This window comes from Streptomyces niger (assembly GCF_000718305.1).
In the GTDB taxonomy this organism is placed as follows: Bacteria; Actinomycetota; Actinomycetes; order Streptomycetales; family Streptomycetaceae; genus Streptomyces; species Streptomyces niger.
The window spans coordinates 21,288-46,688 of record NZ_JOFQ01000008.1; the positions used below are offsets into that span (position 1 = coordinate 21,288).

Consider the following 25,401-nt stretch of genomic DNA (forward strand, 5'->3'; position numbering starts at 1 on the left):
CACACGCATCTGCGGCCACAGCCACCCGGAACGTGCCGCCGGCAGCCACCGGTATGCACCGGTGCCCACTGATATCCACCCGCACCGAACCCCTCATCCCGCCCTTCCGTACCGCGCCCGGCCGCGTTGTCGTACCCCACGGCTACGGTGGCTCCCATGGCAACCCGTAAATCCGCGGCCAAGGACCGACCGTCGTACCGCTGCACCGAGTGCGGCTGGACCACCGCGAAGTGGCTCGGCCGCTGCCCCGAGTGCCAGGCGTGGGGCACGGTCGAGGAGGCCGGCGGCAGCCCGGCCGTCCGGACGACGGCCCCGGGCCGGGTCACCACGGCCGCGCTGCCCATCGGCCAGGTCGACGGCCGGCAGGCCACGGCCCGCTCCACCGGCGTGGCCGAGCTGGACCGCGTGCTCGGCGGCGGCCTCGTGCCCGGCGCCGTCGTGCTGCTCGCCGGCGAGCCCGGCGTCGGCAAGTCCACGCTCCTGCTGGACGTCGCCGCCAAGGCCGCGAGCGACGACCACCGCACGCTGTACGTCACGGGCGAGGAGTCCGCGAGCCAGGTGCGGCTGCGCGCCGACCGCATCGGTGCCATCGACGACCATCTGTACCTCGCCGCCGAGACCGACCTCTCCGCCGTCCTCGGCCACCTCGACTCGGTCAAGCCCTCCCTGCTGATCCTGGACTCCGTCCAGACCGTCGCCTCGCCCGAGATCGACGGCGCGCCGGGCGGCATGGCGCAGGTCCGCGAGGTCGCCGGGGCGCTGATCCGCGCGTCGAAGGAGCGCGGCATGTCCACGCTCCTCGTCGGCCACGTCACCAAGGACGGGAACATCGCCGGGCCGCGCCTTCTGGAGCATCTCGTCGACGTCGTCCTCAGCTTCGAGGGCGACCGGCACGCCCGCCTCCGCCTCGTACGGGGCGTCAAGAACCGGTACGGCGCGACCGACGAGGTCGGCTGCTTCGAGCTGCACGACGAGGGCATCACCGGCCTGGCCGACCCCTCGGGCCTCTTCCTGACCCGCCGCGACGAGCCCGTGCCGGGCACCTGCCTGACCGTCACCCTGGAGGGCCGCCGCCCGCTGGTCGCCGAGGTGCAGGCGCTCACGGTCGACTCCCAGATCCCCTCCCCGCGCCGGACGACCTCCGGCCTGGAGACCTCCCGGGTCTCGATGATGCTGGCCGTCCTGGAGCAGCGCGGCCGCATCTCCGCGCTCGGCAAGCGGGACATCTACAGCGCGACGGTCGGCGGCGTGAAGCTGTCCGAGCCGGCCGCCGACCTGGCCGTGGCGCTCGCGCTGGCCAGCGCCGCGTCCGACACGCCCCTGCCGAAGAACCTCGTGGCGATCGGCGAGGTCGGGCTCGCGGGCGAGGTCCGCCGGGTCACGGGCGTGCAGCGCCGGCTCGCCGAGGCGGCGCGGCTCGGTTTCACCCACGCCCTCGTGCCGGCCGACCCGGGCAAGATCCCGGCGGGCATGCGGGTCCGGGAGGTCGCGGATGTCGGCGAGGCGCTGCGCGTGCTCCCCCGCCGGCCGCCCCGTGAATCCGCGCGGAAGGGGTCGGCGCCGGAGGAGTCCGAGGCGTCGCCGTTGAGCGGCCGGTGAGCCCCGGAGGCCGCCTCCGGTGCGCCGCCCGGGTGCCGCTCCGCGCCGCCCGGGCAGGACTCCCCTAGGTAAACGGCGCGTCGCCGGTAGACTTTGCCCTGGTCTCGCCCGCCAACGCAGTCCTGCCGCAGATCGCGTCCGCGGCGTACGTACGCGGCCGCGGCAGCTCCGGGCGGGCTGCGGCACCGACAGACCTTGCGACGGAGGAGTGCAGTGGCAGCCAACGACCGGGCGTCATCCCCCGGAAGGTCCGGCGGTAGCTCCGGCGGTGACAGTCTGATGCGCGCCTCGCTCAGCGCGGTCGCGCCGGGCACGGCACTGCGCGACGGACTGGAGCGCATCCTCCGCGGCAACACCGGCGGTCTCATCGTCCTCGGCTTCGACAAGACGGTCGAGTCGATGTGCACCGGCGGATTCGTCCTCGACGTCGAGTTCTCCGCCACCCGGCTGCGCGAGCTGTGCAAGCTCGACGGCGCGCTGGTGCTCGACAAGGACATCACCAAGATCCTGCGCGCCGGCGTCCAGCTCGTCCCCGACGCGTCCATCGCCACCGAGGAGACCGGCACCCGGCACCGTACGGCGCAGCGGGTCTCCATCCAGGCCGGCTTCCCGGTCGTCTCGGTCAGCCAGTCGATGCGCCTGATCGCCCTCTACGTGGACGGCGAACGCCGCGTCCTCGAAGAGTCCGCCGCGATCCTCTCCCGCGCCAACCAGGCGCTCGCCACGCTGGAGCGGTACAAGCTGCGCCTGGACGAGGTCGCCGGCACGCTCTCCGCGCTGGAGATCGAGGACCTGGTGACGGTCCGCGACGTGACCGCCGTGGCCCAGCGCCTGGAGATGGTCCGCCGGATCGCCACCGAGATCGCCGAGTACGTCGTCGAGCTGGGCACGGACGGCCGGCTGCTCTCCCTGCAGCTGGACGAGCTGATCGCGGGCGTCGAGCCGGAGCGGGAGCTGGTCGTGCGCGACTACGTCCCCGAGCCCACGGCCAAGCGCTCCCGCACGGTGTCGGAGGCGCTCGCCGAGCTGGACGCGCTCTCCCACACCGAGCTGCTCGAACTCCCGATCGTGGCCCGCGCCCTCGGCTACAGCGGCTCGCCCGAGACCCTGGACTCCGCGGTCTCCCCGCGCGGCTTCCGCCTCCTGGCGAAGGTGCCGCGCCTCCCGGGCGCCGTGATCGACCGTCTCGTCGACCACTTCGGCGGCCTCCAGAAGCTCCTGGCGGCCAGCGTCGACGACCTCCAGACGGTGGACGGCGTCGGCGAGGCCCGCGCCCGCTCCGTCCGCGAGGGCCTCAGCCGCCTCGCGGAGTCCTCAATCCTGGAACGCTACGTCTGACCCGTACGGCCGGCCGAGCCGTACGGTACGGCCGGCGGGCTCCGGTCCTTCGCGAGCGGGCGTCGGCCTGCCGCGGGGCGGACGTCAGTCCTTCGCGAGGACGAAGGACGTGCTGTCCGGCTTCAGCCCGTCGACCGTGATCTCCGCCAGGTAGGTGCCCGCCTTCGCCGTCTTGGCACCGGGCGTGGCGCACTGCGGGGCCGTGGGCTTGCGGTCCCACTCGACGGTCCGGGTGAGGGTCGCCCGCGCGGGCACCTTCAGCAGCGCGGGACCGGTGCTCGGCGGGCAGTCGTCCGAGGCGTACACATGGTCCTCGCTGTTGGTGTGACTGATCGTCAGCACCGCGGACTTGCGGCCGAAGTCGACCTTGCAGTCCTTGTCCGTGGTGTTCTTGACGGTCACCTCGAACGTGGGGCGGTCGTCCGGGCCGTAGTCGTTCTTGACGCTGTGCAGCTTCAACTCGACGTCGGAACCCTGGCAGTCGGCAAGCGACGAGCCGCTCGGCACCAGGACGCCGCCACCGCCGCCGACACCCGCGCCGGATCCGGAGCCGCCGCCCTCGCCGATGGGCGTACCGTCGCCCGTACCGCCACCGGAGCCGCCCGAACCGCCGCTCCCGGCCCCACCGGAACCCGCGTCACCGCCGTCCCCGCCGCCGTCGCCCGCCTCGTCGCGGCCGCCCGGCTTCTGACTGATGCCGGAGTCGGTGGCGTTGGGCCCCGGCGTGATGGACGTGGCGGGACCACCGGCAGACCCCTTGTTGTTCGAGCCGTCACCGCTGGTGTTGCCCATGTTGAGGGCCCACACCACCAGCAGCACGAGGAGCGCGAGGATCGCGAGCGCGACCGCCCTCCGTCGCCAGTAGATGGAGGAGGGAAGCGGCCCGATCGGATTGCGCAGAGATCCCACGCGGAAACTGTACGAGAGATCAGCCCCGATGCCAGCCAGTACCCGCCGACGGGCCGCCGACTTTTCCCATCATCTGCCTGGTTCCTCCAGGTCAGCTCCCGAAATCGACCCCGAGCCCCCGCCTGCCGGGGCCCGTCGTCGTCCCCGGCGCCGAGCAGAGTTCGCCTGCGCGACCTTGGCGCTCAGCACCTCGGCAGCGGTTGCGGGCCGTGCGGCGCCGCACGGCACCTCCCACTCGCGCCCGCCGCGGGGCGGCCGCAGCCAGACCGTCCCCTCGATGACGTCCATGACCTCGCCGACCTCTGCCGTCCGCGTGTCCACCGCGAACGACCCCTTCGGCGGGGCCGCCCCTTTCTCCTCCACCGCACCCATGAGCTCCACCTTCCGTGCCGAAAATCACTGTCCGTAAGGAAAGGGTTGCGCTCCGGCGCTACGGTCGGAACCCGCCGCGCGTCCGCAGCGGGCCATGAGGACAGAGGAGGCCGCAGATGGCGGCAGAGCCCCGCGAGTTGTTCCCCGGCCGGTCGGCCCGCGACTTCTTCGGCGCGGAGCTGCGCCGCGAGCGGCTGGCCGCCCGGCTGTCCCTGGCCCAGCTCGCCGAGATCGTCCGCTACAGCAAGACACACCTCGGGAATGTCGAGACGGCCGACCGCTCCATCCCGCCCGGCCTCCCCTCCGCACTCGACGCCGCCTTCGGCACGGACGGCCACTTCGCCCGCCTGTACGAACTGGCACGACGGGAGCCGCACCCGGGAAAGTATCGGGGTTTCATGGCCCTGGAGGCGCAGGCCGCGACGATCGAGGACTACGCGGCCCAGACGGTGCCCGGCCTGTTGCAGACCGAGGAGTACGCGCGGGCCCTGCTGCGCGTCGGTGACAACGAAGCGACGGATGAGGAGATCGAGGAGAAGGTGTCAGCCCGGCTCTCCCGTCAGGAGCTGCTGCGGGCCCCCTGCCGGCCGTACTTCTGGGCCGTCCTCGACGAGGCGGTGCTGCGTCGCCCCGTCGGCGGACGCGGCACCATGCACGATCAGTTGGCCGGCCTGCTGCCGCTCATGGACACTCGGTACACGACGATCCAAGTGCTGCCGTTCGACCACGGTGAGCACGCGCTGATGAACATCCCGCTCATCCTCATCACCCTGCCGAACAAGCTCACCGTGGCTTACGAAGAGACCGGCTACTCCGGCCAACTCATCGACAACGAGGCAACCGTGGCCAAGCGGAAGCGTGCCTACGATGCCCTCAGGGCGTACGCACTTTCCCCTGCGGAATCCGCGACGCTGATCCGCGCGGTGATGAAGGAGTACAAGCGATGCGAGCAGTCCCCGACCTGAGCACGGCGCACTGGCGTAAGAGCAGCTACAGCAACCAGGACGGCGGAGCGTGCGTCGAGACCGCCTACGGGCTCCCCGGCCTCGTCCCCGTCCGTGACAGCAAGGACCCGCACGGGCCCGTGCTCGTCTTTTCGGCCGACGTCTGGGCCGCGTTCCTCGCGCACATACGGCGCTAACTGGCCTTTTCGAGCCGGTAGTTCACTCGTATCAGCGAGGTACAGGGGGTTTGATCGCCGATACTGTGGGCGCAAAGCGGCCCCAGCGGGTGCTACCAACACCGCACTGGGGCCTTCACTGCCGAGGGAAACGGACCACCCCCGAAGTGCTCAAGCATGCTAACGCGCCCACCCGGTTCTTCACCCTCGCGCCGAACGAAATCATCCGCCATCCGCGGCTTTCCTCCGACGCCAAGGTGCTGCTCCTCTGGGCGTTGTCACTGCCCGAGGGGGCCGAGACGGCCCCGCAGGACATCGCTCGCCAGGCCGGCTGGAATTCCCGCAAGCTCACCCGCGCGAAGCGCGAGCTGGCCGCCGAACGGTACCTGTACGAGTGGCGGTACCAGGGCAGCAACGGCCGCTGGGCCACCGATCAGCTCATCTCCAACGAACCGCTGGAGAAGGAACAGGCGGCCCGCGTCCGGCACGGCGCACCGAGTGAGCCGAAACCGCCGGTCGGTGCAGCGACGGACCGGCCGGTCGGGCGTCCCCCTGAAGACAAGACCAGGGAGAACACCCCCCACCCCGCCGAGTCGGCCGACGAGGCGGTCGTCGCCCTCGCGGCGGTCTCCCGTGCCGAGCCGCGCCTCCGGCTCAGCGGCCGGGACGTACGTGAGCTCGCGCCGCTCGCCGCCGAATGGCTGGCCCGCGGGGCCACCTCGGCTGAGCTGCACACCGCGCTGACCTCGGGGCTGCCGTATCCCATCCATTCGCCGGCCGCCCTCGTGCGGGACCGGCTCACCCGTAAGCTCCCTGATCCGCCGCCCGAGCCGCCCGAGCCGGGCGGGTCGCCGCCGTCCGCCGCTGCCCGGGTCCGTACCTGCACGGACTGCGCGGTCACGGACTTCGTGCCGCTGCAGGACGAGAGACGGTGCCGGAACTGCCGGCGGGCGCGCGCCGATACCGCGCCGGCGCCGCTCTCCCCCGTCACCGTCAGAGGCGCCGCACTCGTCCGTGCGGGGCTACGGCGCCGTCTCCCCGCTCCTCCCGCTCCCGCCTGACCATTCCTCCTTGTGGCCGAAGCCCCGGGCGTTGTCGATCAGGCGGAGCCAGGTGGGCCGGAGTTCCCAGAAGGCGGTGTGGTCCATGGCGCTGCGCAGCTTGGGGCTGAGCGCGACGTACGGGAAGCGGTCGGCGTACGCGCGCCAGGCCCGCCGGCGCTCCGCACCGTCCAGGCGGCGGCACGTGCCGCGGCCCTGCACGCCCGTCAGGCCGGACCACTCCTGGTCGTCGCGTTGGGCGGTGAACGCGACCGGGGCCGCGGGGTGCGCGGCGGCCAGGGCCCGGCCGTGGCGGGTGGACTCCGAGGTGACGAAGAGGAGGACGGGGGCCGGGCCGTCGGTCGCGGCGTACAGGACGGCACAGGCCTGGGGCCCGTCGTCGTCCGTGTAGGCGAGCGTCATGGTGGTGTGGTCGGCCAGGGCCTGCAGGATCTCGGGCGGGCAGGGGTGGTCCTCGGGCTGGGGCGCGCTGTGGGTCATGGAAGCATCCTCGCTCGCCCGGGCGGGTGGCGGAGCGGCGCCCCGCGCCTCGGTCATACGGCCGTCCCGGCGGCCCTCCGCACGCCCCGTTGCAGCAGTCCGCGTACCACGTGCAGGTGCACAACGGGCGGCGCGGGCCCGGCGCGTTTCACCGCCGCGCGCCACCGTGTCAGGATCGACGGTGCCATGACTTCCACTCCTGCCCCCGCCCAGCCCGCCGGCGACGCCGCCGTGGAGCCCGGCACCGGACGCACCGCCGGGACCCCCGCGCCGCGCCCCGCCGAGCCCACCGCCGCCTCCGCCCTTGCCGCCGCATCCGCCACCGGCATCGCCACGGATGCCGCCGACGCCGCCGACAGGGCCGGCCGGCGACTGCACGAGCCGGTCAACGTCTGGTTCGACGAGCACGCCCGCGATCTGCCGTGGCGCCGCCCCGAGGCGGGTGCCTGGGGCGTGATGGTCAGCGAGTTCATGCTGCAGCAGACGCCCGTCAACCGGGTCCTGCCGGTCTACGAGCAGTGGCTCGCCCGCTGGCCCCGCCCGGCCGACCTGGCCGCCGAGCCGTCCGGCGAGGCGGTGCGCGCCTGGGGCCGGCTCGGCTACCCGCGGCGCGCGCTGCGGCTGCACGCCGCCGCCTCCGCGATAAAGGAGCGGCACGGCGGCGACGTGCCGCGCGAACACGCCCAGCTGCTGGCGCTGCCCGGCGTCGGCGAGTACACCGCGGCGGCGGTGGCCTCCTTCGCGTACGGGCAGCGGCACGCGGTGCTGGACACCAACGTCCGGCGCGTGTTCGCCCGTGCGGTCACCGGCCGCCAGTACCCGCCGAACGCCACCACCGCCGCCGAGCGCAAGCTCGCCCGTGCGCTGCTGCCCGAGGACGAGGCGACCGCCTCGAAGTGGGCCGCGGCCACGATGGAACTGGGCGCACTGGTGTGCACGGCGCGCAGCCCGGAGTGCGTGCGCTGCCCGATCTCCGCGCAGTGCGCGTGGCAGCTGGCCGGCCGTCCCGAGCACGAGGGCCCGCCGCGGCGCGTCCAGACGTACGCGGGCACCGACCGCCAGGTGCGCGGCAAGCTGCTGGCCGTACTGCGCGAGGCGGTGGCGCCGGTGCCGCAGGCGCGGCTGGACGCGGTGTGGCACGAGCCGGTCCAGCGGGCCCGCGCCCTGGACGGCCTGGTCGCCGACGGCCTGGTGGAGCCGCTGCCGGACGGCCTGTACCGACTCCCGCTGACCTGATCCCCCGGCCCCGGCCCGGCCGCGCGGCCGGGCCGGACGCCGTCAGTGGGGCGTGATGGCGATGCCCTCCGGCTGGTGTCCGGCGGGCAGGGTGACGGGGCTGCCCGGGGCCGCCGTGTTGATGACGGTCACCGTGTCGGAGCCCTCGTTCGTCACCCACACCTGGCCCCCCTCCGGGGAGACGGCCACGCCCTGCGGGGTCAAGCCGACGGGGATCCGGGCCCGGACCCTGCCGCTGCCGACGTCGACGATGACCAGCTGATTGTTGGTGGAGTCGGCGACGTACAGGGTGTTGCCGCTCGGGCTGACGGCGTTGCCGACGGGTGCCCCGCCCACCGGCAGGACGGCGATCACCTGGTTCGAGGCCGTGCTGATCACCGAGACGGTCCCCGATCCGGTGTTGGAGACGAAGACCCGGTCGCCCCTGGGGGTGGCGCTGATCCCGCTGGGGAAGACCCCGACGGGGATGACGGCGACGGGGCGCAGGCCGGGGCTGATGACCGTCACGGTGTTGGAACCGTTGTTGGTGACGTACGCGGTGCCGTTGGGCACGGTGGCGATGCTGTGCGGCATGCGGCCCACGGGCACGGTGGCGATCACCCGCTGGAGCGGGACACTGATCACGCTGACGGTGTTCGCCCCGAAGTTCGCCGTCAGCACGCGGGCGCCGTTCGGGGTGGGCATCGCGGCGTACGGCTGGGCGCCGACCGGCACGGTGGCGATGACCTGGCGGGTCTCGGTGTCCACGAAGGACACGGTGTTGCTCTTGCTGTTCGCCACGTACACGGTGTTGCCGTTCGGCGCGGCGCCCACTCCCGTCGGTCCGTTGCCCACCGGCGAGGCGCCCAGCGGCCGCGCCAGCTGGACGTTGTACGCGGAGAGCGAGTCCGAGCCGGTGTTGGCGGCGAAGGCCAGGATCCGTACCGGGTACCGGGGGCCGGCCGCGCTCCGTGCCTCCGCCGCACTGCGCGCCGCGGCGGCGTCCCCGGCGTCGTCGGCCGCCGTCACCCCGCAGGCGGCCGCCGGCAGGGCGGCGAGGATGAGGAGGGCGGCGCACCACCGCTGGTGTGCGCGGCGCCGTCGGCGCCCCGGCAGCCCTGGGCCGTGCCCTCGGGTCCGTCGGGCCGCACCGGTCGGGGGACTGTGGGCAGCGGCGAGGCGTCGCATGGCAAAACGCATCCTTTCGGGACAAAACGGAAAGGTCTCTGCCATCCGACCACAGAAAAAGGCATCGGCATATGCCGATGCCGCCGAATGGCGCTTCCGGTGGAACCCGCCGCGCGGCGGGCCCGTCCTCCCCCTGTGGAATGACGTTCCGGCGACTCCCGTCCCCCGCGAGGAGGAGCCCCGCGCCGCTGTTACACAATCGACGGATTCCTGTGCACTCCCTGTGGGGCAGCCGCGCATGACGCCGCAACACCCCCTCCGTAGCGTCCTCTTCGTGCTGGAGAAGGGCCGCGCCGTCAGACGTACGGCGCCCGGCCCGCGACCACCGGCACACGCAACGTGGGGAACGCAGGCGGAGGAACGGAGGCGTCGGTATGGCGACCAGCGGCGGCAAGGTACTGGACTTCGAAGAGTACGTGCGCACTCGGCAGGATGCGCTGCTGCGGAGCGCGCGACGTCTGGTGCCCGACCCGGTCGACGCCCAGGACCTCCTGCAGACGGCGCTGGTACGGACGTACGGCCGTTGGGACGGCATCGCCGACAAGTCGCTCGCCGACGCCTACCTGCGCCGCGTCATGATCAACACGCGGACCGAGTGGTGGCGGGCGCGCAAGCTGGAGGAGGTGCCCACCGAGCAGCTCCCGGACGCGAGCGTGGACGACGGCACCGAGCAGCGCGCCGACCGCGCCCTGCTCATGGACATCCTCTCGGTGCTGGCTCCCAAGCAGCGCAGCGTCGTCGTCCTGCGACACTGGGAGCAGATGAGTACGGAGGAGACCGCGGCGGCGCTGGGCATGTCCACGGGGACGGTCAAGAGCACGCTGCACCGGGCGCTGGCCCGGCTGCGCCAGGAGCTGATGAACCGTGAGGTCGACGCGCGCGTACTGGAGCGCGACGACCAGGAGCGGGAGCGGTGCGCGGCCTGACCGGCCGCGGAACCGCCGGCCCAGGGGCCGGCGACGGGTGAGCGGCACATGGTGAGCAGGAGCGGTGTGACCAGAGGCGGCGGAGCCGACGGCGGACCGGCCGAGAAGCGGCCGGCCCCTTCCTCGCGCCTGCCCGTGAACTTGTGGCGCGCGGCCGGCACGGTCCTCGGTGGGATCGCCGCGATCGCGTTGCTGCTGGCCGGGTGCGAGACGACCGGCGACGGGGTGCGGTCCGAGGGGTCGGCGGCCGACACGCCCGTACCGTCCCGGGCCCGCAGCGCGACGCCGACGCCCTCCCCCTCGTCCTCCGTGGCGTACAAGAAGGTCGACGCGCGGGCGCTGCTGCGCAAGGACCCCAAGGTCGGCGCCGGGGTGAAGAAGTCCCTGGCCAAGCCGTGCACGGCCGACGAGTACCCGATCGACGTCACCTACGCCCCGCTGACCGGCGGCAAGGCGGCGGACGTCATCGTCAACGTGATGACCTGTACGGACTCCGTCGGGATCGGCTCGTACGTGTACCGCAAGAGCTCCAAGGGCTACGAGAACGTCTTCACCAGCGAGGAGCCGCCGGTCTACGCCGCGGTCAGCAAGGGCGAGCTGGAGATCACCAAGCAGACGTACAAGACCGACGACGCCGTCTGCTGCCCCTCGGGCGAGGATGTGATGACGTACCACTGGACGAAGAACCACTTCCGTGAGTACGTCCGCTACCACACCGACTACAGCAAGACCGGCGACAGCGCCGATCCGAACGCGACACCATCGGAGGATTGAGAACCCGCATGGCCGAGACCCATGTGCTCTTCGTCGAGGACGACGACGTCATCCGCGAGGCCACCCAGCTCGCGCTGGAGCGGGACGGTTTCGTGGTGACGGCCATGCCCGACGGGCTTTCGGGCCTGGAGGCGTTCCGTGCCGACCGGCCGGACATCGCCCTGCTCGACGTCATGGTGCCGGGTCTGGACGGGGTCAGCCTGTGCCGGCGGATCCGGGACGAGTCCACGGTCCCGGTGATCATGCTGTCCGCGCGCGCCGACTCCATCGACGTGGTGCTCGGCCTGGAGGCGGGCGCCGACGACTACGTCACCAAGCCGTTCGACGGCGCGGTGCTGGTGGCCCGGATACGGGCGGTACTGCGCCGCTTCGGGCACGCCAGCGGCCCCGACGGCCGCGGCGGTGCGGGCAAGGAGTCCGCGCCGGCGGCGGACGACGGGCTGCTGCGCTTCGGTGACCTGGAGGTGGACACCGAGGGCATGGAGGTGCGGCGGGCCGGCGAGCCGGTCGCGCTGACGCCGACCGAGATGCGGCTGCTGTTGGAGTTCTCCGACGCGCCGGGCACGGTCCTCTCCCGCGACCGGCTGCTGGAGCGCGTGTGGGACTACGGCTGGGGCGGCGACACCCGGGTCGTGGACGTCCATGTGCAGCGGCTGCGCGGCAAGATCGGCCAGGACCGCATCGAGACGGTCCGCGGCTTCGGCTACAAGCTGAGAGGCTGACCGCGGCGTGGTCGGGCTCGCCCTGCGTACGGGACTGCGCTGGAAGCTCAGTGCGGCGATCGCGCTAGTCGGAGCGCTGGTCGCGATCGCGCTGAGCCTCGTCGTGCACAACGCCGCCCGGGTCTCCATGCTCGACAACAGCCGCGACGTGCAGATCGAGCGGCTGAACTTCACCCAGCGGATCTACGAGACCACCAGCCGGCTGCAGTTCGGCGCCCGGCTGGACGACCCCAAGCTGCCCAAGGCGCTGCGCGCCGAGGTCGCCGAGGGGCGGCGCGCCACCTACCTGGAGGACAACGGCGAGGCCGCGCCGGAGGTGTGGGCCGCCGCGCCGCTGGACGACGGCCGGGTGCTCTCCCTCCACAACGACTTCCCCGACCGCTTCACCGTCCTGGACGACCTGGACCAGGCGCTGTTCATCGGGTCCATCTCGGTCGTGGCGGCCGGCTGCGCGCTCGGCGTGCTCGTCGGCGGCCGGCTCTCCAAGCGGCTGCGGAAGGCCGCGGCGGCCGCCCGCAAGCTCGCCGAGGGTGATACGTCCGTCCGGGTACGGGACGAGATTCCCGGCCGGGTACGGGACGAGACGGACGAGCTGGCGCACGCCATCGACGCCATGTCCGACGCGCTGCAGACCCGGATCGAGGCGGAGCGGCGGGTGACGGCGGACATCGCGCACGAGCTGCGCACGCCGGTCACGGGGCTGCTCACCGCGGCGGAGCTGCTGCCCCCGGGCCGCCCCACCGAGCTCGTACGGGACCGGGCGCAGGCCATGCGCACGCTCGTCGAGGACGTGCTGGAGGTGGCGCGCCTGGACGGCTACGCCGAGCGGGCCGAGCTGCAGGACGTCGACCTCGGGGAGTTCGTCCGCCGGCGGGTGCGGGCGCTCGGCCCGGACATCCGGATCGAGGTGCTGCGGGACGCGGAGGTCAGCACCGACCCGCGCCGCCTGGAGCGGATCCTCGGCAACCTCATCGCCAACGCCGCCCGGCACGGCAAGCCGCCGGTCGAGGTCACCGTCGAGGGCCGCGTCATCCGCGTCCGCGACCACGGGCCCGGCTTCCCCGAAGCGCTGCTCCGCGAGGGGCCGAGCCGCTTCCGCACCGGCAGCAGCGACCGGGCGGGCCGCGGCCACGGCCTGGGCCTGACCATCGCGGCGGGCCAGGCCCGGGTGCTCGGCGCCCGGCTGACCTTCCGCAACGCGGAGGCCGCGGTGGACGGCACGACCGGCGCCGTCGCCGTCCTCTGGCTGCCGGAGAACGCCCCGACCGCCACCGGCAGCTTCCCCGTGATCCAGCTGCCCGGCCCGGAGGACTGACCCGCCGCACTCCTGAAGGGCCGCACGCGCTCCGATGCCGGCACGCGCCACTGACAACGGCCCCGGCACCGTTTGCCGGTGCCGGGGCCGATCGTCGCTTCGTACCGGGTCAGACGCCCTGCGGAAGCTCCGCCTTGTCGAGCGGGACGGTGTCCCGGGGCTCCTCGGCGGCCGGCTTCGACGCCGGGCCGCCGCGCAGCGGCACCTCCTTGAGGAACCAGGCCGCGAGGAAGCCGATGACGCTGATGGCGGCGCCGCACAGGAAGACCAGGTGGGTGCCGTCGGCGACCGCGTGCAGGTACGCGTCCTTCAGCTGCGCCGGGAGCTGCGCGAGTCCGTTGGCGCCGAGCTGCGCGCCGCCCTCCATGGCCGTGCCGCCGGCCGGGCCGACCCGCTCGGTCATGGCGTCCTGCACCTGGTGGGTGAAGAGCGCGCCGAAGATCGCCACACCGAAGGAGCCGCCGATGGTGCGGAACAGCGTGGCGGAGGACGAGCCGACGCCCATGTCCTTCATCTCGACGCTGTTCTGCGCGATCAGCATCGTGGTCTGCATCAGGAAGCCCATGCCGGCACCGAGGACGGCCATGAAGACGCCCGAGGTGAAGCGGCTGGTGCCGGTGTCCATCAGGGACAGCAGGAAGAGGCCGGCGGTGATCAGCGCGCCGCCGCTCACCACGAAGACCTTGTACCGGCCGCTGGCGGTGGTGATCCGGCCCGCGATCAGCGAGACGACCATCATCGCCAGCAGCATCGGCAGGAGCAGCAGGCCGGAGTTGGTGGCCGAGGCGCCCTGGACGGTCTGCTGGAAGAGCGGCAGGAAGGTCATCGACCCGAACATCACGAAGCCGACCAGGAAGCCGATCAGGGTGACGAGCGAGAAGTTGCCGTTGCGGAAGATGTGCAGCGGCAGGACCGGCTCGCTGACCTTGCGCTCGACCAGGACGAACGCGAGGAGGGAGAGCACGCCGAGCACGCCGAGACCGACGATCTGCGCCGACAGCCAGTCGTACTCGGTGCCGCCCCAGGTGGTGATCAGGACGAGCGCGGTGATGCCGACGGTGAGCAGCGCGGCGCCCACGTAGTCGATGCGTGCCCGGGCGCGCTTCTTGGGCAGGTGCAGCACGGCGGTGATCATGGCCAGGGCTATCGCGCCGAGTGGCAGGTTGATGTAGAAGCTCCAGCGCCAGCCGAGGTGGTCGGTGATGGTGCCGCCGACCAGCGGGCCGCCGATCATGGCGACGGCCATGACGCCGGCCATCATGCCCTGGTACTTGCCGCGCTCCCGGGGCGGGATCAGGTCGCCGATGATCGCCATGACGCCGACCATCAGACCGCCGGCGCCCAGGCCCTGCACGGCGCGGAAGGCGATGAGCTGGCCCATGTCCTGGGCCATGCCGGAGGTCGCCGAGCCGATCAGGAAGATCACGATGGACGTGAGGAAGACGCCCTTGCGGCCGTACATGTCGCCGAGCTTGCCCCAGATGGGCGTGGACGCGGCGGTGGCGAGGGTGTAGGCGGTGACCACCCAGGAGAGGTGGTCGAGGCCGCCCAGCTCGCCGACGATCGTCGGCATCGCGGTGCCCACGATCATGTTGTCGAGCATCGCGAGCAGCATCGCGATCATCAGTGCGAAGAGCACCACACGGACGCTCGCGGGCTGTCTGGCCCCGGTCTCCGTCGGCGCGGTGGCCTGGGTTGCGGCCATCACTCCCCCGTTCAGGTTACTTACTTGCCGCCCGGCAAGTTTACTGTCGACGAAGACGGTAAAGGTGCAACTAGCCGGTCGTCAAGTAAGTTTTGCCCGACCCCGCCTGACCAGGGATAGCCTGCGAGAGGCCGCACGGACGATGAAGGAGAGCACCATGGGCACAGCACACGCGCGCAGGGGCAACACCCGGCAGCGCATTCAGGACGTGGCCCTGGACCTCTTCGCCCAGCAGGGGTACGAGAAGACCTCGCTGCGGGAGATCGCCGAGCGGCTGGAGGTCACCAAGGCCGCCCTGTACTACCACTTCAAGACCAAGGAAGACATCGTCATCAGCCTCTTCGAGGACCTGGCCAGGCCCTGCGACGAGCTGATCGAGTGGGCCGCCGACCGGCCGCGCACGCTGGAGACGAAGAAGGAGATCGTGCGCCGCTACAGCGAGGCGCTGCGCGACGCCGCCCCGCTCTTCCGCTTCATGCAGGAGAACCAGGCCACCGTCCGGGACCTCAGCATCGGCGAATCGTTCAAGGCGCGCATGCTGTCGATGGTCGGACTCCTCAAGGAGCCGGACGCCGAGCTGACGGACCAGGCGCGCTGCGTCACCGCACTGGTATCGCTGCACGCCGGCATGTTCGCCATGCAGAACGTCGAGGGCGACCCCGAGGAAAAGCGCAAGGCCATCCTCGAAGTCGCCCTCGAATTGGTCACCGCGGCGAATCCTCCCGCGGCTTCCTGACGGAGTTGTCGAGTTCCCGCCGTCCGGCGGCTCAGATGTGCAGGTGCTCGCTCTTCAGGTACTTCACCGGCTCGATACCGGTGCCGTAGTCCGGGCCGGTACGGACCTCGAAGTGCAGGTGCGGACCGGTCGAATTGCCGGTGCTGCCGGAAAGCGCGATCTGCTGACCCACGGAGACCTTCTGGCCCACCTGGACCTGGATCTTCGAAAGGTGCGCGTACTGCGTGTACGTGTGCGGACCGTGCTTGATGACGATGGCGTTACCGTACGCCGGACCGTCGCCGCCGCCGTTCGGGCCCGCCTTCACGACGGTGCCTTCGTGCGCGGCCTTCACATGGGTACCGGTGGGCACCACGAAGTCCTGACCGCTGTGCTTGTGCGACCAGTGGCTGCCCGCCAGACCGAACTTCTCGCCGATGCCGTACTTGTCCACCGGCTTCTCCCAGCCGTTGGTCTTCTGCAGCTGCCGCTGGGCACGCTCGTGCCGGTCAGCGGCGGCCTTGGCCCGGTCGGCCTTGGCCTTCTTCTCCGCGTCGATCGCCTTCTTCTGCGCGTCGGCCTGCGCGCTCACCGTGCTCGCCACGTCCGTGGAGAGGCCCTGGAGCGAAACCGCGCCACCGTCCAACGCCGAAGCAGCACCGGCACCCAGCGCGAGGGAGGCGCCCATGCCGGCCACCAGAACGGTGGCGCGGGTACGCAGGGCGGGCTTCTTCGAATACCGGGTGAGGGAGAACTTCGACATGCGGGAATTACCTCCGAAAGAAAGACTCCCGGCCGGGACCAACCGGGATCGCCATTCCTTGGTAATCGCCGCTCGCCGGCCTGCCAAGAAGCCTTTCTACTACCGGACCCCGTAACAACAGCTGCGGGAATCAGCCCCTTGCGCTACCCGCCGCATTCGCTTCAAAACATCCCAGCCGACTTCTTTCCGGCACCGCCCCTGGGTGCCGAATTCCGCCGCCACCAGGCACTCCCTTGATCCTCGACTGCCCTGTCACAAGACCTTTCCACCCCCCTGTCGAAAGTCCCGAACCGCCGGGGAACTGCGTCCCACCACACCACCCGGCGCCTTTCCTATGCCCTTTAGTAGGCCCGGAATCCGCTGTGCGGCATGTCACCGAACCCCCCGTTACGCGCACTTTGCGCGAGGGCCTTGGTATGTCCGTTTCGGGACCAAGGGCCTGTGACGCCGGTAACCTGAAAGGCGCATTCGGCCGGCACAGGAGGGGGAAGCCCGGCATGGAACCGGCAGCACTCGGGGCCCGGCTGGCCTCATCCGTCCTGGCCCCGCTCGTGAAGAAACTCTTCGTGGCGGAGGGACCCGGCGCGGGGCTCGCGGAGCGGCCGGTACGGGTGTCGGCACTGGTGTCGTTCACCGGCGAGAAGCGCACCCTCACCGAGGGCGATCTACGGAAGATCGCCGAAGAACTGGTCGCCCGGGCGGTACGGGCCGCGGGCCCCGGCGAGCGGCCCGTACCCGCCGCCGACGAGGCCGCCGTCGCCGACGCGCTCGCGCGGACCCTGTACGGCCTCGGCGAGCTGGACATGGACGACGTACAGGCCGTCCGGCTCGGCGCCCCGGCGCTCGCCGGGCGGCTGCGGCAGGAGGCCGGCCGGGCGCCGCAGAGCACGCTCTCGCGGGCTGCCGAGGAGCTGTACGACACCCTGCTCGGCGCCGCCTGCCTGCACATCGTGCACTTCTTCACCCAGCGCTCGACGTTCGTCGCGCGCACCCTGGTCGACCAGAGCCGCAGTCTGGACCGGTTGATCGCGCTGACGGACGAGCTGATCGCACGCAATCCGTCGCCCCGGGCCGCGGACACCGCCTTCGAGCGGGACTACCTCGCGTACCTCGGGAAGAAGCACGGCCGGCTGACGATCTACGGCATCGACCTGGCGCAGTCGCCGGACCGCTGGCCGCTGGACGCGGCGTACCTGAGCCTGCAGGCGACGTACGGGGAACAGGCCGCGGCGCCGGACGCCGACGGCCCGTACGACGACCTGCCCGGCCTCCCGGCCCCGCCCGCCTCCCCGGTCCGCGCCGACCAGGCGCTCGCCGGGCACCACCGCGTCCTGCTGCGCGGCGTCGCCGGCTCGGGCAAGAGCACGCTGGTCCAGTGGCTCGCGGTCTCCTGCGCCTCGGCGGCCGGCGCCGCGGCGCTGCCCCACCTCTACGGGCGCATTCCCTTCGTCCTGCCCCTGCGGACGCTCCAACGCGCCGGGGGCGGCCTCCCCACGCCGGACCGGTTCCTCGCGGCCGTCGGCTGCCCGGTGGCCGGCGCGCAGCCGGAAGGCTGGGCGCACCGGGTACTGGCGAGCGGCCGCGGGCTGGTCCTCGTGGACGGCCTGGACGAGATACCCGAACGGGAGCGCGACCGGACCCGGCGGTGGCTGCGCGACCTCCTGGACGCGTTCCCCCACAACCTGTGGATGGTGACCTCGCGCCCCTCCGCCGTCCGCACGGACTGGCTCGCGGCCGAGGGCTTCACCGAGCTGACGCTCGCCCCGATGAGCCGGGACGACGTGGCCGCGTTCCTCGCGCGCTGGCACGCCGCGGCGCGCGCGGAAGCCCCCGCCGACGAGGACCGGCTCACCGCGTACGAGCAGTCGCTGCTGCACGCCGTACGCACCAAGCAGGACCTGGGGCGGCTGGCCACCAACCCCCTGATGTGCGGGCTGATCTGCGCGCTCCACCGCGACCGGCGCGGCTACCTGCCGCACGGCCGCAAGGAGCTGTACGACGCGGCGCTGACCATGCTGCTGTCGCGCCGCGACCGGGAACGCGACATGAACGGCCCGGACGGCATCGAGCTGAGCGACGAGCCGCAGATCCAGTTGCTGCAGCGGCTCGCGTACTGGCTCATCCGCAACGGCCGGACGGAGCTGGACCGGGCGCACGCCGAGCGCATCATCGCGGACGCGCTGCCCGCCGTACCGGCGGCCGCCGCCCAGGGGGACGCCGGCGCGGTCTTCCAGCACCTGCTGCTCCGCAGCGGACTGCTGCGCGAACCCACCCCCGGCGCCGTCACGTTCGTGCACCGCACCTTCCAGGACTACCTGGGCGCGCGGGCCGCCGTCGAGGAGTGGGACATCGGCCTGCTGACCGCCCATGCGCACGACTCCCAGTGGGAGGACGTGATCCGGATGGCGGTGGCGCACGGCCGGCCACGCGAACGCGCCGAGATCCTGCGGGAGTTGCTGACACGGGCCGATGCGGCGAGCGGAGCGGACGAGCGCGCGGTGCGCATCCGCGTCCGGCTGCTGGCCCTGGCCTGCCTGGAACACGCCTCGGAGCTGGCCCCGGCGGTCCGTACGGCCGTGGAGGAACGGACGGCGGAGCTGCTGCCGCCCCGCTCCGCCGAGGAGGCCAGGGAACTGGCCGCCGCGGGCCCGCTGGTCCTGGAACTGCTACCGAGCCCCGAGGGGCTGACGGAGGACGAGGCGGTCGCCGTCACGGTCGCGGCCTCGAACGTGGAGTCGGAGCGCGCGCTGCCGGTACTGGGCCGCTTCCGGGACCATCCGGCGCTGCGCGTCCGCTCCCAACTGGTGTGGGCCTGGCACCGGTTCGATGCCGGGCGGTACGCGGACGAGATCGTCCGGCACCTCGACCCGGACGGCCTGATGTTCTCGGTCCACGCCGACGAACACCTGCGGCTGCTGCGGGAGATGGGCGGGCGCGAGCGGCTCGACGTCCGGAGCAAGGTGACCCAGGACGCGCTCGCGACGTACGCGTGCGAAGCCGGCGCCACCTTCCTCCGCATCGAGGCCAATGACATCCACGACCTCGGGTTCCTGCGGAGCACGCCGCGATTCACACAGCTGACCCTCTACGACACCCCGCGCGTCACCGACCTCTCGCCGCTCACCGGTCTGCCTCTGGAGTGGCTCGGCCTGTTCCACCTCCCCCGGCTCCGGGACCTGCGGCCTCTCGCCTCACTGTCCGGGCTCACCAGCCTGATGGTCCACCTGCCGGACGTCGCCTGGGGCCCCGACGACCTGCCGAAGGACGCGCCGCTCCAGACCCTGCGGCTGGGCGGCACCGCTTCCCGTGACTGGTCGGGGCCGCTCGTCGTACGGGCCTGGCCGGAGCTGCGGACCCTGCTGCTCGACTCCCAGGCATGCCCGAGGGACGCCGCGGGCTGGGAGGCGATCGCGGCACTGGAGTCGCTCACGCACCTCAGCGTGGATGCCGACTGCCTCGCGGCCTGCCCGGACGGGCTCACGCTCCCCGGTCCGGCCACACTCAGGCTCTTCGATCCCACGGGAGAGTTCTCCGACGAGGCAGTCGTCGCACGCCACTTCCCCCACCTGGAAAGGCTCGACGTCGTCCGGCCGCTGTGACGTCCCGGCCCCCTCACAACCCCGCCCCGCTCCCCTACCCTGAGGCCCAACAGCGCTGCAGACGCCCACCAGTTACCGGGGGACACCTCCGCATGGATCCCACGACCGCCGCCGCCCGCCTCGTGCCAGGACACGTCGGGCCCCTCGTCAGAGCGCTCTTCGTGAGCGCGGAGGACGATCCGGCGGCGGGGGTGGCGGACGACCGGCCGGTGCCCGTGGCGCGGCTCGTGGCCTTCCGCGGGGAGAAGCCGGCGCTCACCGAGGAGGACCTGGAACGCCTCGCGGAGCGGCTCGTGGCGCCGGCCGTGCCCGCCGAGGCGGCGCTCCCGCCCCTGGTCGGCGCGCTGGCCCGTACGCTCGCCGCGCTCGCCGCGTCCGAGCTGGACGACTGGCACGCCGTACGGCTGCGGCCCGGCGACTTCGCGCAGCGGATGCGGGCCGCCGTCCCGGACGTGGAGCACGCGCTGACCGATGACGGCCGCGCGCTGTACCGGGCCGTCCTCGACGTCCTGGCCGTGCACATCCTGCACTTCTTCACGCGACGGTCGGACTTCGTGGCCCGCACGCTGCCGGCGGAGACCCGGCGGCTGGCGGAACTGGCGGCCGGGCAGGACGGCTCCGACGGGGACGGCGGAGGCGGCGAACCGGTCTTTCGCGAGGCGGTCCCGGACGGAGCGGTCCGGGATGAGGAAGCGCCCGACGACGCCGCCTTCGAAGCGCAGTACGCGCGCGACGTCACCGTGCTCCACAACCACCTCACGATCTTCGGCATCGACCTCGCGCACTCCCCGGACAGCTGGCCGCTGGACGCCGCCTACCTGGGGCTTCAGTGCGAGCGCGGCCAGCCGGAGACGTCAGGGCCGCCGGCCCGCGAGCGCCGGGACCCCGGCCCGCAGGCGCCGCCCGTCCCGGCCGAACAGGCCCTCTCCGGGCTGGACCGGGTGCTCGTACGGGGCGTCGCGGGGTCCGGCAAGACGACCCTGCTGCAGTGGCTCGCGGTCGGCACGGCGCGCGACGAGCTGCCGCCGGCGCTGAGCGCGGAGCTGTCCGGGCGGGTGCCGTTCCTGCTGCCCGTACGGCGCTTCGCCTCGCACTCCGGCATCCCGTCGCCGGACGGCTTCCTGGCGGCCATGGGGCACCCGGGCGCGGCCGGGCAGCCGCCCGGGTGGGCGGAGCGGGTGCTGCGGGCGGGCCGCGGGCTGCTGCTCGTCGACGGGGTGGACGAGGCGCCGGAGGACGACCGCGAGCGGCTGCGGACGCGGCTGCGGGAGTGGACGACCCGGTACCCCGGCAACGTGTGGGTGGTGACCTCCCGGCCCTCCGCCGTACCGGAGGACTGGCTGGCCCCCGACGGCTTCACCGAGCTGCGGCTGGCGCCGATGAGCCGGGAGGACGTCGCGGCGTTCATCCAGCGCTGGCACCGGGCCGCCGCCCAGCAGTCGCCCGCCGACCTGGACCGGCTCGGGCACTACGAACGGACGCTGCTGAACGCCGTCCGCATCACCCGAGACCTGGGGCGGCTGGCCACCAACCCGCTGATGTGCGGACTGCTGTGCGCGCTCCACCGGGACCGCCGCGGCTACCTCCCCAGCGGCCGCAAGGAGCTGTACGACGCGGGCCTGTCGATGCTGTTGGAGCGGCGGGACCAGGAGCGGGCGATGGTCCCCACCGACGCCATCGACCTGCCGCGGCAGCCGAAGATTCAGCTGCTGCAGAAGCTGGCCCACTGGATGCTGGTCAACGGGCGCTCCGAGATGGGCCGGGACGTAGCCGTCGACACCCTCGCCCGGCACCTGCCCGCCATCCCCGACGCGGCCCGGCAGGGCGACGCCGAGGACGTCTACCGGCACCTGCTGAACCGGACGGGGCTGCTGCGCGAGACGACGCCCGGCACGGTGGACTTCGTGCACCGCACGTTCCAGGACTATCTCGCCGCGCGGGCCACCGTGCAGCGGCACGACTTCACGCTGTTGCTGGACCACGCCCACCACACGGAGTGGGAGGACGTCATCCGGATGGCCGTCGCACTCGCCCGGCCCGACGAGTGCGCCCAGCTGCTGAACGGGCTGCTGGCCCCGCACGCGGGCGTCAAGGCAGCGGATGCCCGGCACCGCAAGCTGCTGGCCGCCGCCTGCCTGGAGCACGCCACCGAGCTGGACCCGGAGGTACGCCGGCGGGTGCAGCGCTTCACCCGCGACATGATGCGGCCCACCACCCCCGCCGGGGCACGTGCGCTGGGCTGGATCGGGCCGATCGTCCTGGAGATGCTGCCGGACCCCGCCACGGCCACCGACGCGGAGGCCTACCTCCTCGCGCTCACCGCCACCTCCATCGGCGACGACATGGCCATCGACTACCTCACAGGACTGCGCGAGCGGCCGCACCTGGACGTACGGGCGCAGCTGGCGAGCGCCTGGCGGAAGTACGACACCGAGCGGTACGCCCGCGAGATCATCGCCCATCTCGACGACACCGAGCTGTACTTCCCGGTCTCGGATCCGCAGGAGCTGCACGCGCTGCGCCGGCTGGGCGGCCGGCCGCACCTCCAGATCGCCGGCCGGTTCACGCCCGACCAGCTCATCGAGGGCGTCGTCGCCGAGCGGCTGACCCGGCTGTGGCTCTCCTACGACCTGGGCGTCCCGATGGACTGGCTGACCGCCTTCCCCCGGCTGGAGACGCTGCTCATCGGCAGCCGCCTCCCCCGCCCCACCGACATCCCGGAGGGCATCGAAGTGGTGGAGCTGTAGCGCAACGGGTCGTGGAAACGCCGCTGCCCCGGAACCACAGCTGTGGTTCCGGGGCAGCGGACGGGACTCGCGCTTACGCGTCCTTGTTCAGGTTCGGGCCCGAGCCGCCGGTGGCGGACTCGATCGGCGGGGCGTCGGGCAGGGCCGACTTCTCCTCGCCGCGGAAGGTGAACTTGGTGTTCTCCCCCTCGCCCTCGATGTCGACGACCACGATGTGGCCCGGACGCAGGTCGTTGAAGAGGATCTTCTCCGACAGGGCGTCCTCGATCTCGCGCTGGATCGTCCGGCGCAGCGGGCGGGCGCCCAGCACCGGGTCGTAACCGCGCTTGGCGAGCAGCTTCTTGGCCTCGGTGCTGAGCTCGATGCCCATGTCCCGGTCCTTGAGGCGCTCGTCCACCTTGGCGATCATCAGGTCGACGATCTGGATGATGTCTTCCTCGGTGAGCTGGTGGAAGACGACCGTGTCGTCGACACGGTTCAGGAACTCCGGCCGGAAGTGCTGCTTGAGCTCTTCGTTGACCTTGTTCTTCATCCGCTCGTAGCCGGTCTTCACATCGCCCTGGGCGGCGAAGCCCAGGTTGAAGCCCTTGGAGATGTCCCGGGTGCCGAGGTTCGTCGTCATGATGATGACGGTGTTCTTGAAGTCCACGACCCGGCCCTGGGAGTCGGTCAGGCGACCGTCCTCCAGGATCTGCAGCAGGGAGTTGAAGATGTCCGGGTGCGCCTTCTCGACCTCGTCGAAGAGGACCACGGAGAACGGCTTGCGGCGGACCTTCTCGGTCAGCTGGCCGCCCTCTTCGTAGCCCACGTAGCCGGGGGGCGAACCGAAGAGCCGCGAGACCGTGTGCTTCTCGCTGAACTCCGACATGTCGAGGGAGATCAGCGCGTCCTCGTCGCCGAAGAGGAACTCGGCGAGCGTCTTGGACAGCTCGGTCTTACCGACACCGGACGGGCCCGCGAAGATGAACGAACCGCCGGGGCGCTTCGGGTCCTTCAGGCCGGCACGCGTACGCCGGATGGCCTGCGAGAGCGCCTTGATGGCGTCCTTCTGGCCGATGACGCGCTTGTGCAGCTCGTCCTCCATGCGGAGGAGACGGGAAGACTCCTCCTCGGTGAGCTTGAAGACCGGAATGCCGGTGGCGGTCGCGAGGACCTCGGCGATCAGCTCGCCGTCGACCTCGGCGACGACGTCCATGTCGCCGGCCTTCCACTCCTTCTCCCGCTTCGCCTTCGCGGCCAGGAGCTGCTTCTCCTTGTCGCGCAGGCCCGCGGCCATCTCGAAGTCCTGCGAGTCGATCGCGGACTCCTTCTCCCGGCGCACGTCGGCGATCTTCTCGTCGAACTCGCGGAGGTCCGGCGGCGCGGTCATCCGGCGGATGCGCATCCGGGAGCCGGCCTCGTCGATCAGGTCGATCGCCTTGTCCGGCAGGAAGCGGTCGGAGATGTACCGGTCGGCCAGCTGAGCGGCCTGGACCAGCGCTTCGTCCGTGATCGAGACCCGGTGGTGGGCCTCGTAGCGGTCGCGCAGGCCCTTGAGGATCTCGATGGTGTGCGGCAGCGACGGCTCCGCGACCTGGATCGGCTGGAAACGGCGCTCCAGGGCCGCGTCCTTCTCCAGGTGCTTGCGGTACTCGTCGAGCGTGGTCGCACCGATGGTCTGCAGCTCACCGCGGGCCAGCATCGGCTTCAGGATGCTGGCGGCGTCGATCGCGCCCTCGGCGGCACCCGCACCCACCAGGGTGTGGAGCTCGTCGATGAACAGGATGATGTCGCCGCGGGTGCGGATCTCCTTGAGCACCTTCTTCAGGCGCTCCTCGAAGTCACCGCGGTACCGGGAGCCGGCGACCAGGGCGCCCAGGTCGAGGGTGTAGAGGTGCTTGTCCTTGAGGGTCTCGGGCACCTCGCCCTTGACGATGGCCTGGGCCAGGCCCTCGACGACCGCCGTCTTGCCGACGCCGGGCTCGCCGATGAGGACCGGGTTGTTCTTCGTACGCCGGGACAGCACCTGCATGACCCGCTCGATCTCCTTCTCGCGCCCGATGACCGGGTCGAGCTTGGACTCACGAGCGGCCTGCGTGAGGTTGCGGCCGAACTGGTCCAGGACGAGGGAGGTCGAGGGGGTGCCCTCGGCGGGGCCGCCGGCGGCGGCCGTCTCCTTGCCCTGGTAGCCGGAGAGCAGCTGGATGACCTGCTGCCGCACCCGGTTCAGATCGGCGCCCAGCTTCACGAGGACCTGGGCGGCGACGCCCTCGCCCTCGCGGATCAGGCCGAGCAGGATGTGCTCGGTGCCGATGTAGTTGTGGCCGAGCTGAAGGGCCTCGCGGAGCGACAGCTCCAGGACCTTCTTGGCACGGGGGGTGAAGGGAATGTGACCGGACGGGGCCTGCTGGCCCTGGCCGATGATCTCCTCCACCTGCTGGCGGACCGCCTCGAGCGAAATCCCGAGGCTCTCCAGGGCCTTAGCGGCGACACCCTCACCCTCGTGGATCAGGCCCAGGAGGATGTGCTCGGTGCCGATGTAGTTGTGGTTGAGCATCCGGGCTTCTTCCTGAGCCAGGACGACAACCCGCCGCGCGCGGTCGGTGAACCTCTCGAACATCGTTAATCGCTCCTCAGAGCGGTCAGGCAGTTAGGGGTCGGTCCCCTCCCTGTCCTTCCGCATGCTAGTCCCGCGGGGCGGGACAGCTCATTCCAACTGCCGACACCCGTCCTTGGCCTCCTGCCCCGAACAGCCGACATCTGCTCCAACCCGATGGTGCGAGACGATGTTCCCGCAGGCCAGGCATATACGCCCCGCGCCAGTACGCCCATGGCGAACGCGGCCGCTTTCGACACGCCCGCGCTCATGGCGCG

At 72.0% G+C, this 25,401-nt stretch carries 20 protein-coding genes; 13 read left to right on the forward strand and 7 right to left on the reverse strand.

Translation table 11 applies throughout. The features are described from left to right. The first annotated feature begins 156 nt into the window (after positions 1–156). Both radA and disA read left to right on the forward strand, forming a co-directional pair. A complete protein-coding gene (radA, locus tag IF20_RS16575) occupies positions 157–1,599 on the forward strand; it encodes a DNA repair protein RadA (RefSeq protein WP_052865979.1) in 1,443 nt (480 codons plus the stop codon). A 213-nt stretch (positions 1,600–1,812) separates the two neighbouring features. Beyond that, positions 1,813–2,937: a DNA integrity scanning diadenylate cyclase DisA gene (disA, locus tag IF20_RS16580; protein WP_052865980.1), complete on the forward strand. Its 1,125-nt coding sequence runs from the start codon at positions 1,813–1,815 to the stop codon at positions 2,935–2,937. 84 nt (positions 2,938–3,021) lie between these two features. Here disA and IF20_RS16585 read toward each other — a convergent pair whose 3' ends face one another. Continuing rightward, positions 3,022–3,846, reverse strand: a complete 825-nt coding sequence (locus tag IF20_RS16585) for a hypothetical protein (RefSeq protein ID WP_052865981.1) — start codon at positions 3,844–3,846, stop codon at positions 3,022–3,024. Between the two features lie 69 nt (positions 3,847–3,915). After that, on the reverse strand, positions 3,916–4,218 hold the full coding sequence (locus tag IF20_RS16590) for a hypothetical protein (RefSeq protein WP_234426685.1): 303 nt from the start codon (positions 4,216–4,218) through the stop codon (positions 3,916–3,918). A 116-nt stretch (positions 4,219–4,334) separates the two neighbouring features. Here IF20_RS16590 and IF20_RS16595 point away from each other — a divergent pair, with 116 nt between their 5' ends. From IF20_RS16595 to IF20_RS16605, 3 genes are all read left to right on the forward strand, one after another. Then, positions 4,335–5,183, forward strand: a complete 849-nt coding sequence (locus IF20_RS16595; protein ID WP_052865982.1) for a helix-turn-helix domain-containing protein — start codon at positions 4,335–4,337, stop codon at positions 5,181–5,183. Continuing rightward, on the forward strand, positions 5,162–5,359 hold the full coding sequence (locus IF20_RS16600) for a DUF397 domain-containing protein (protein ID WP_052865983.1): 198 nt from the start codon (positions 5,162–5,164) through the stop codon (positions 5,357–5,359). Before IF20_RS16595 ends, IF20_RS16600 begins: the two co-directional genes overlap by 22 nt. Positions 5,360–5,505: 146 nt before the next feature. Further along, on the forward strand, positions 5,506–6,399 hold the full coding sequence (locus IF20_RS16605) for a hypothetical protein (RefSeq protein WP_052865984.1): 894 nt from the start codon (positions 5,506–5,508) through the stop codon (positions 6,397–6,399). On the opposite strand, the gene IF20_RS16610 is transcribed toward IF20_RS16605, so the two are convergent. Then, complete coding sequence (locus tag IF20_RS16610; protein ID WP_052865985.1) at positions 6,361–6,879, reverse strand: pyridoxamine 5'-phosphate oxidase family protein; 519 nt, start codon at positions 6,877–6,879, stop codon at positions 6,361–6,363. The genes IF20_RS16605 and IF20_RS16610 overlap by 39 nt on opposite strands. A gap of 186 nt (positions 6,880–7,065) precedes the next feature. Here IF20_RS16610 and IF20_RS16615 point away from each other — a divergent pair, with 186 nt between their 5' ends. Then, a complete protein-coding gene (locus tag IF20_RS16615) occupies positions 7,066–8,115 on the forward strand; it encodes an HhH-GPD family protein (protein ID WP_234426686.1) in 1,050 nt (349 codons plus the stop codon). Between the two features lie 42 nt (positions 8,116–8,157). On the opposite strand, the gene IF20_RS16620 is transcribed toward IF20_RS16615, so the two are convergent. Then, complete coding sequence (locus IF20_RS16620; protein WP_110944238.1) at positions 8,158–9,282, reverse strand: YVTN family beta-propeller repeat protein; 1,125 nt, start codon at positions 9,280–9,282, stop codon at positions 8,158–8,160. 374 nt (positions 9,283–9,656) lie between these two features. Here IF20_RS16620 and IF20_RS16625 point away from each other — a divergent pair, with 374 nt between their 5' ends. The 4 genes from IF20_RS16625 to cseC all read left to right on the forward strand — a co-directional run bounded on the left by IF20_RS16625 (position 9,657) and on the right by cseC (position 13,019). After that, on the forward strand, positions 9,657–10,208 hold the full coding sequence (locus IF20_RS16625; RefSeq protein ID WP_052865987.1) for a SigE family RNA polymerase sigma factor: 552 nt from the start codon (positions 9,657–9,659) through the stop codon (positions 10,206–10,208). A 66-nt stretch (positions 10,209–10,274) separates the two neighbouring features. Beyond that, a complete protein-coding gene (locus IF20_RS16630) occupies positions 10,275–10,982 on the forward strand; it encodes a hypothetical protein (protein WP_324605572.1) in 708 nt (235 codons plus the stop codon). A gap of 8 nt (positions 10,983–10,990) precedes the next feature. Next, complete coding sequence (gene cseB / locus IF20_RS16635) at positions 10,991–11,704, forward strand: two-component system response regulator CseB (protein WP_052865988.1); 714 nt, start codon at positions 10,991–10,993, stop codon at positions 11,702–11,704. Positions 11,705–11,711: 7 nt separating this feature from the next. Next, complete coding sequence (gene cseC / locus IF20_RS16640; RefSeq protein ID WP_052865989.1) at positions 11,712–13,019, forward strand: two-component system sensor histidine kinase CseC; 1,308 nt, start codon at positions 11,712–11,714, stop codon at positions 13,017–13,019. 109 nt (positions 13,020–13,128) lie between these two features. Here the strand turns inward: cseC and IF20_RS16645 are convergent, their stop codons facing one another. Then, positions 13,129–14,724 (reverse strand): MDR family MFS transporter, encoded by a 1,596-nt coding sequence (locus IF20_RS16645; protein WP_052865990.1) that lies wholly within the window; start codon positions 14,722–14,724, stop codon positions 13,129–13,131. Between the two features lie 157 nt (positions 14,725–14,881). Between IF20_RS16645 and IF20_RS16650 the strand changes: the two genes are divergently transcribed. After that, a complete protein-coding gene (locus tag IF20_RS16650) occupies positions 14,882–15,460 on the forward strand; it encodes a TetR/AcrR family transcriptional regulator (protein WP_110944239.1) in 579 nt (192 codons plus the stop codon). A gap of 31 nt (positions 15,461–15,491) precedes the next feature. On the opposite strand, the gene IF20_RS16655 is transcribed toward IF20_RS16650, so the two are convergent. After that, a complete protein-coding gene (locus IF20_RS16655) occupies positions 15,492–16,202 on the reverse strand; it encodes a M23 family metallopeptidase (protein ID WP_052865992.1) in 711 nt (236 codons plus the stop codon). A 497-nt stretch (positions 16,203–16,699) separates the two neighbouring features. Between IF20_RS16655 and IF20_RS16660 the strand changes: the two genes are divergently transcribed. Then, positions 16,700–19,801 (forward strand): NACHT domain-containing protein, encoded by a 3,102-nt coding sequence (locus tag IF20_RS16660; protein WP_052865993.1) that lies wholly within the window; start codon positions 16,700–16,702, stop codon positions 19,799–19,801. A 92-nt stretch (positions 19,802–19,893) separates the two neighbouring features. Then, the gene (locus tag IF20_RS16665; protein WP_052865994.1) at positions 19,894–22,548 is read left to right on the forward strand and encodes an NACHT domain-containing protein; all 2,655 of its coding nucleotides are present in this window, start codon (positions 19,894–19,896) and stop codon (positions 22,546–22,548) included. A 73-nt stretch (positions 22,549–22,621) separates the two neighbouring features. On the opposite strand, the gene IF20_RS16670 is transcribed toward IF20_RS16665, so the two are convergent. Continuing rightward, positions 22,622–25,147 (reverse strand): ATP-dependent Clp protease ATP-binding subunit, encoded by a 2,526-nt coding sequence (locus tag IF20_RS16670; protein WP_052865995.1) that lies wholly within the window; start codon positions 25,145–25,147, stop codon positions 22,622–22,624. Between the last annotated feature and the right edge of the window lie 254 nt (positions 25,148–25,401).

Excerpts from the sequence above, each read along its gene's own strand:
- IF20_RS16660 (WP_052865993.1), top strand. The coding sequence starts at position 16,700 with ATGGAACCGGCAGCACTCGGGGCCCGGCTGGCCTCATCCGTCCTGGCC.
- IF20_RS16620 (WP_110944238.1), bottom strand. The coding sequence starts at position 9,282 with ATGCGACGCCTCGCCGCTGCCCACAGTCCCCCGACCGGTGCGGCCCGA.
- radA (WP_052865979.1), top strand. The coding sequence starts at position 157 with ATGGCAACCCGTAAATCCGCGGCCAAGGACCGACCGTCGTACCGCTGC.
- IF20_RS16595 (WP_052865982.1), top strand. The coding sequence starts at position 4,335 with ATGGCGGCAGAGCCCCGCGAGTTGTTCCCCGGCCGGTCGGCCCGCGAC.
- IF20_RS16645 (WP_052865990.1), bottom strand. The coding sequence starts at position 14,724 with ATGGCCGCAACCCAGGCCACCGCGCCGACGGAGACCGGGGCCAGACAG.
- IF20_RS16655 (WP_052865992.1), bottom strand. The coding sequence starts at position 16,202 with ATGTCGAAGTTCTCCCTCACCCGGTATTCGAAGAAGCCCGCCCTGCGT.
- IF20_RS16590 (WP_234426685.1), bottom strand. The coding sequence starts at position 4,218 with ATGGGTGCGGTGGAGGAGAAAGGGGCGGCCCCGCCGAAGGGGTCGTTC.
- IF20_RS16610 (WP_052865985.1), bottom strand. The coding sequence starts at position 6,879 with ATGACCCACAGCGCGCCCCAGCCCGAGGACCACCCCTGCCCGCCCGAG.
- cseB (WP_052865988.1), top strand. The coding sequence starts at position 10,991 with ATGGCCGAGACCCATGTGCTCTTCGTCGAGGACGACGACGTCATCCGC.
- IF20_RS16665 (WP_052865994.1), top strand. The coding sequence starts at position 19,894 with ATGGATCCCACGACCGCCGCCGCCCGCCTCGTGCCAGGACACGTCGGG.
- IF20_RS16600 (WP_052865983.1), top strand. The coding sequence starts at position 5,162 with ATGCGAGCAGTCCCCGACCTGAGCACGGCGCACTGGCGTAAGAGCAGC.
- IF20_RS16650 (WP_110944239.1), top strand. The coding sequence starts at position 14,882 with ATGGGCACAGCACACGCGCGCAGGGGCAACACCCGGCAGCGCATTCAG.
- IF20_RS16670 (WP_052865995.1), bottom strand. The coding sequence starts at position 25,147 with ATGTTCGAGAGGTTCACCGACCGCGCGCGGCGGGTTGTCGTCCTGGCT.
- IF20_RS16615 (WP_234426686.1), top strand. The coding sequence starts at position 7,066 with ATGACTTCCACTCCTGCCCCCGCCCAGCCCGCCGGCGACGCCGCCGTG.
- IF20_RS16625 (WP_052865987.1), top strand. The coding sequence starts at position 9,657 with ATGGCGACCAGCGGCGGCAAGGTACTGGACTTCGAAGAGTACGTGCGC.